This window comes from Synechococcus sp. CS-603 (assembly GCF_977929215.1).
In genome coordinates this window covers 1-2,829 of record NZ_OZ376780.1, presented here as the reverse complement: position 1 = coordinate 2,829, position 2,829 = coordinate 1, and the positions used below count along the sequence as shown (strand labels likewise).

5 protein-coding genes are annotated in these 2,829 nt (G+C 65.4%); 4 read left to right on the top strand and 1 reads right to left on the bottom strand.

Going from position 1 to position 2,829, the window contains the following annotated elements; translation table 11 throughout:
- The first annotated feature begins 73 nt into the window (after positions 1-73).
- From ACXMDM_RS14350 to ACXMDM_RS14335, 4 genes are read left to right on the top strand one after another with little or no spacing between them, the layout of a single operon-like run.
- Positions 74-799, top strand: coding sequence for a C39 family peptidase (locus ACXMDM_RS14350; protein WP_499570570.1), 726 nt, complete (start codon positions 74-76; stop codon positions 797-799).
- An 8-nt stretch (positions 800-807) separates the two neighbouring features.
- The gene (locus ACXMDM_RS14345) at positions 808-1,380 is read left to right on the top strand and encodes a hypothetical protein (protein WP_499570568.1); all 573 of its coding nucleotides are present in this window, start codon (positions 808-810) and stop codon (positions 1,378-1,380) included.
- Positions 1,364-1,681 (top strand): hypothetical protein, encoded by a 318-nt coding sequence (locus ACXMDM_RS14340; RefSeq protein WP_499570566.1) that lies wholly within the window; start codon positions 1,364-1,366, stop codon positions 1,679-1,681. The genes ACXMDM_RS14345 and ACXMDM_RS14340 overlap by 17 nt, the downstream gene beginning before the upstream one ends.
- Positions 1,682-1,726: 45 nt before the next feature.
- A complete protein-coding gene (locus ACXMDM_RS14335; RefSeq protein WP_499570564.1) occupies positions 1,727-2,371 on the top strand; it encodes a sigma-70 family RNA polymerase sigma factor in 645 nt (214 codons plus the stop codon).
- A gap of 29 nt (positions 2,372-2,400) precedes the next feature.
- On the opposite strand, the gene ACXMDM_RS14330 is transcribed toward ACXMDM_RS14335, so the two are convergent.
- The gene (locus ACXMDM_RS14330) at positions 2,401-2,616 is read right to left on the bottom strand and encodes a hypothetical protein (RefSeq protein WP_162922805.1); all 216 of its coding nucleotides are present in this window, start codon (positions 2,614-2,616) and stop codon (positions 2,401-2,403) included.
- Positions 2,617-2,829: the final 213 nt, after the last annotated feature.

The window sequence follows — 2,829 nt, the reverse complement described above, 5'->3', positions numbered from 1 at the left end:
CTGCCCCGCCTTTCTGCTGACACCTGGCGGCTAGGCCGCTGGCAAGAGGAGGAGAACGTCACCCAACACGGCAATGCCCACCCCCATGACCGTGGCGCGGTTGATGGACCGCTTCCAGTACTTCGAGAGCAAGGAGCAGCAGCAGGAGGCTGTGGCGATGCTGCACGACGCGATCGGGCGGATCGAGCAGCAGCAGGGCCAGGCCGAAATCCTGCTGGAAGAGGCGCCATGGGCTCTGCGTTTCAGCGAGTCACCGCCAGCACCGCCGGCACCAGCCTTCGGCAACCCGCTGGTGGTGCCCTACTTCTCCCAGAACGACAACGCCAGCGGCACCGGCTACCGCGAGTGCTTCTCCTCGAGCTGCGCCATGCTCGCCGCCTTCTGGGGCAAGGTCAGCAGTGATGACGCCTACAACGTCATCCGCGCCCGGTACGGCGACAGCACCGACGCCCAGGCCCAACTTTCAGCTCTGCGTTCGCTGGGTTTAGAGGCCAACTTTTTCACCAACGGCGTCACCGCCGATCTGATCAAAGAGATCGACGCCGGCCGGCCCGTCGCCACCGGCTGGCTGCACAAAGGCCCCAGCTCCAGCCCATCGGGCGGCGGCCACTGGACCGTGGTGATCGGCTACGAAGCGGGCGGCTGGATCCACAACGATCCCAACGGTGAGGCCAACCTCGTCGGTGGTGGTTACACCAGCAACCTCAACGGCAAGGGCCAGCACTACAGCGCCAAGAACTGGGATCCCCGCTGGAGGCCCGGCGGCAGCGGCGGCTGGTTCTTGGTTTGTAAGGGCTGAGCAGAGCCATGGCGGACAACACCAGCAACCTGCAGCACTGGCTCTCCTTCTTCTGCGCCAGCACCGTCACCCGGGCCAGCTTGGGTGCCATCGCGCCACTTACGCCAGAAGAGGCCGCCGGCTTCATCGGCTGCATGATCGTCGAGACAGGCTCCACTGATCTCTCTGATCTCGATGTGATCGAGGAGGGCAGCGGCGCCGGCCGCGGGGCCATGCAGTACACCGGCGTGCGCCGGCCTCCTTACGACGACGCCAGGGAGCAGGCGCTGGTCGAGGGGATCGATCCCAACAGCAACGAGTGGCAGCAGCTCTACTTCGCCCAGGAGTACGCCGGCCTGCACGATCCAACCGAAGGTTCCCTGATCGGCTGGTGCTGCGTCTTTGAGGACCGTCCCGCCGGCCTGGATCCAGCCACTGCTGCCGCCTACTGGACCGGTTCAGCCGAAAGCGGTGAGGGCTACTTCAGGCCCGGCACACCCCACAGCGAACGTCGTCAGGCCGAAGCCATGCGCATCTGGGACTTGATCGAAGCCGGAGAACTGCTCATCCCCACCGAGCAAGACCATGGACGGACGACCTGAGCGACCACGACACCAGATCCCTCCACCACCACCGCCAGACGACGAGGGGCTGCCACCGAAAACGCCCTTCGACCGCGAACGCTTCCTCTTTGTCCTGCTCGCTGGCGTGATCATCAGCGAGTTCGCCATCTACATCCTCGGCGCAGGGATCTGCGGCTGGCGTTTGATCTTCTACGGGGCCAGAGACTGCCCAGAATTCATGCAGCGGCTGCAGACCGCCACTGATTCCACCCTCAACTTGATCCTCGCCCTGCTCGGTGGTGCCGCCATCGGCAGCAGCGTCAGCCGGGGCAAGCCGTAAACGGCAGGAACGATCCGGGCAAGCAGCCCGCGTGATCAAGGGTCCGTGGTGGCCGCCACTCATCCGCTTCCAGCTTGCCCTTCTCTGCGTTTCGGGCTGGTGATGCGCGTTTTTCGCACACCGGCCATGCCCCGTCCCCTCTCCGCACGCGATGCCCTGATCCTGGAGTTCCTGCCACTCGCTGATGCCACCGGCGGCAGCTTCTCTCGCCAATTCGCCGGTCTGATCGAGCGAGAAGATGCGATCCAGGTCGCCAGGTTGGCCCTCACCACAGCAGTCAGCCGGATCAGCAACCGCAGCACAGCCCAGGCTTTCCTCAGGGCCAACATCGCCGGCGCACTGCGCCACCATCTCCGCGATCGCGTCCGCCTGGTGCGGGTGTCACGCCGCGAGCATGAGAAAGGCACCACGCCGTTCCGGCACGAAAGCTTGGATCAGCCGCAGCCCAAAACCGGCCTCTGCCTGTTGGATTTGATCCCTGCTGAGGCCAGCGCAGAGCAGAGCGAAGAGTCAGGCCAGCTCGAAGCGATGCTGGATCAACTCCCGGCCAATCAGGCCGTCGTGCTCAGGCTGCACATCCTCCAGGGCCTCTCGATTCGCCAGGCGGCAGAAGCCATGGGGGTGAGCCACACCACAGCCCACCGGCTGGAGCGCAAGGCACTGGCCAGCCTCAAGGCGGAGCTGGCCTGAAGGCCATGGCCCTGAATCACACCAACGAGTCAGACCAGCTCCAGCGCCGTGTTGCGGCGCAGGTAGGTCTCCAGCTCCAGCTTGCGGATCACCCGCGACTCATGGTTGTTGCTGATCTGAACCTTCTGGCCGCTCATTGAAGCCGTCACCCGCCAGGGGCCGGGGCTCGCGGGTCGCGGCGCGGGGGCAGCAACAGCTGGTACCTCGCCCAACAATGCCGCCAGTTCGCTTCGTTCTCCAGTCATTCAGCACAACGCCGGGCATCAGCCATTGCCACTGAGCAGACGGCAGAACGCTGAGAAGTCGGCTGGCGGGTTGCTTCATGGTCCGCCGGGGCGCAAGGGCTACGCAAGCGGTTGCGCTGCGCACCACCGCCCTTGCCCTCCCGGCAGGAGCGGGCGCGTCCCGTCACTCCGCCTTTGGCGGCCCGGCCCATGGCTTACGCCCTCAATTCCCTT

What these genes read in the sequence shown, in the direction of transcription:
- ACXMDM_RS14350 (WP_499570570.1), top strand. Translation starts at nt 74, where the DNA reads ATGCCCACCCCCATGACCGTGGCGCGGTTGATGGACCGCTTCCAGTAC.
- ACXMDM_RS14330 (WP_162922805.1), bottom strand. Translation starts at nt 2,616, where the DNA reads ATGACTGGAGAACGAAGCGAACTGGCGGCATTGTTGGGCGAGGTACCA.
- ACXMDM_RS14345 (WP_499570568.1), top strand. Translation starts at nt 808, where the DNA reads ATGGCGGACAACACCAGCAACCTGCAGCACTGGCTCTCCTTCTTCTGC.
- ACXMDM_RS14340 (WP_499570566.1), top strand. Translation starts at nt 1,364, where the DNA reads ATGGACGGACGACCTGAGCGACCACGACACCAGATCCCTCCACCACCA.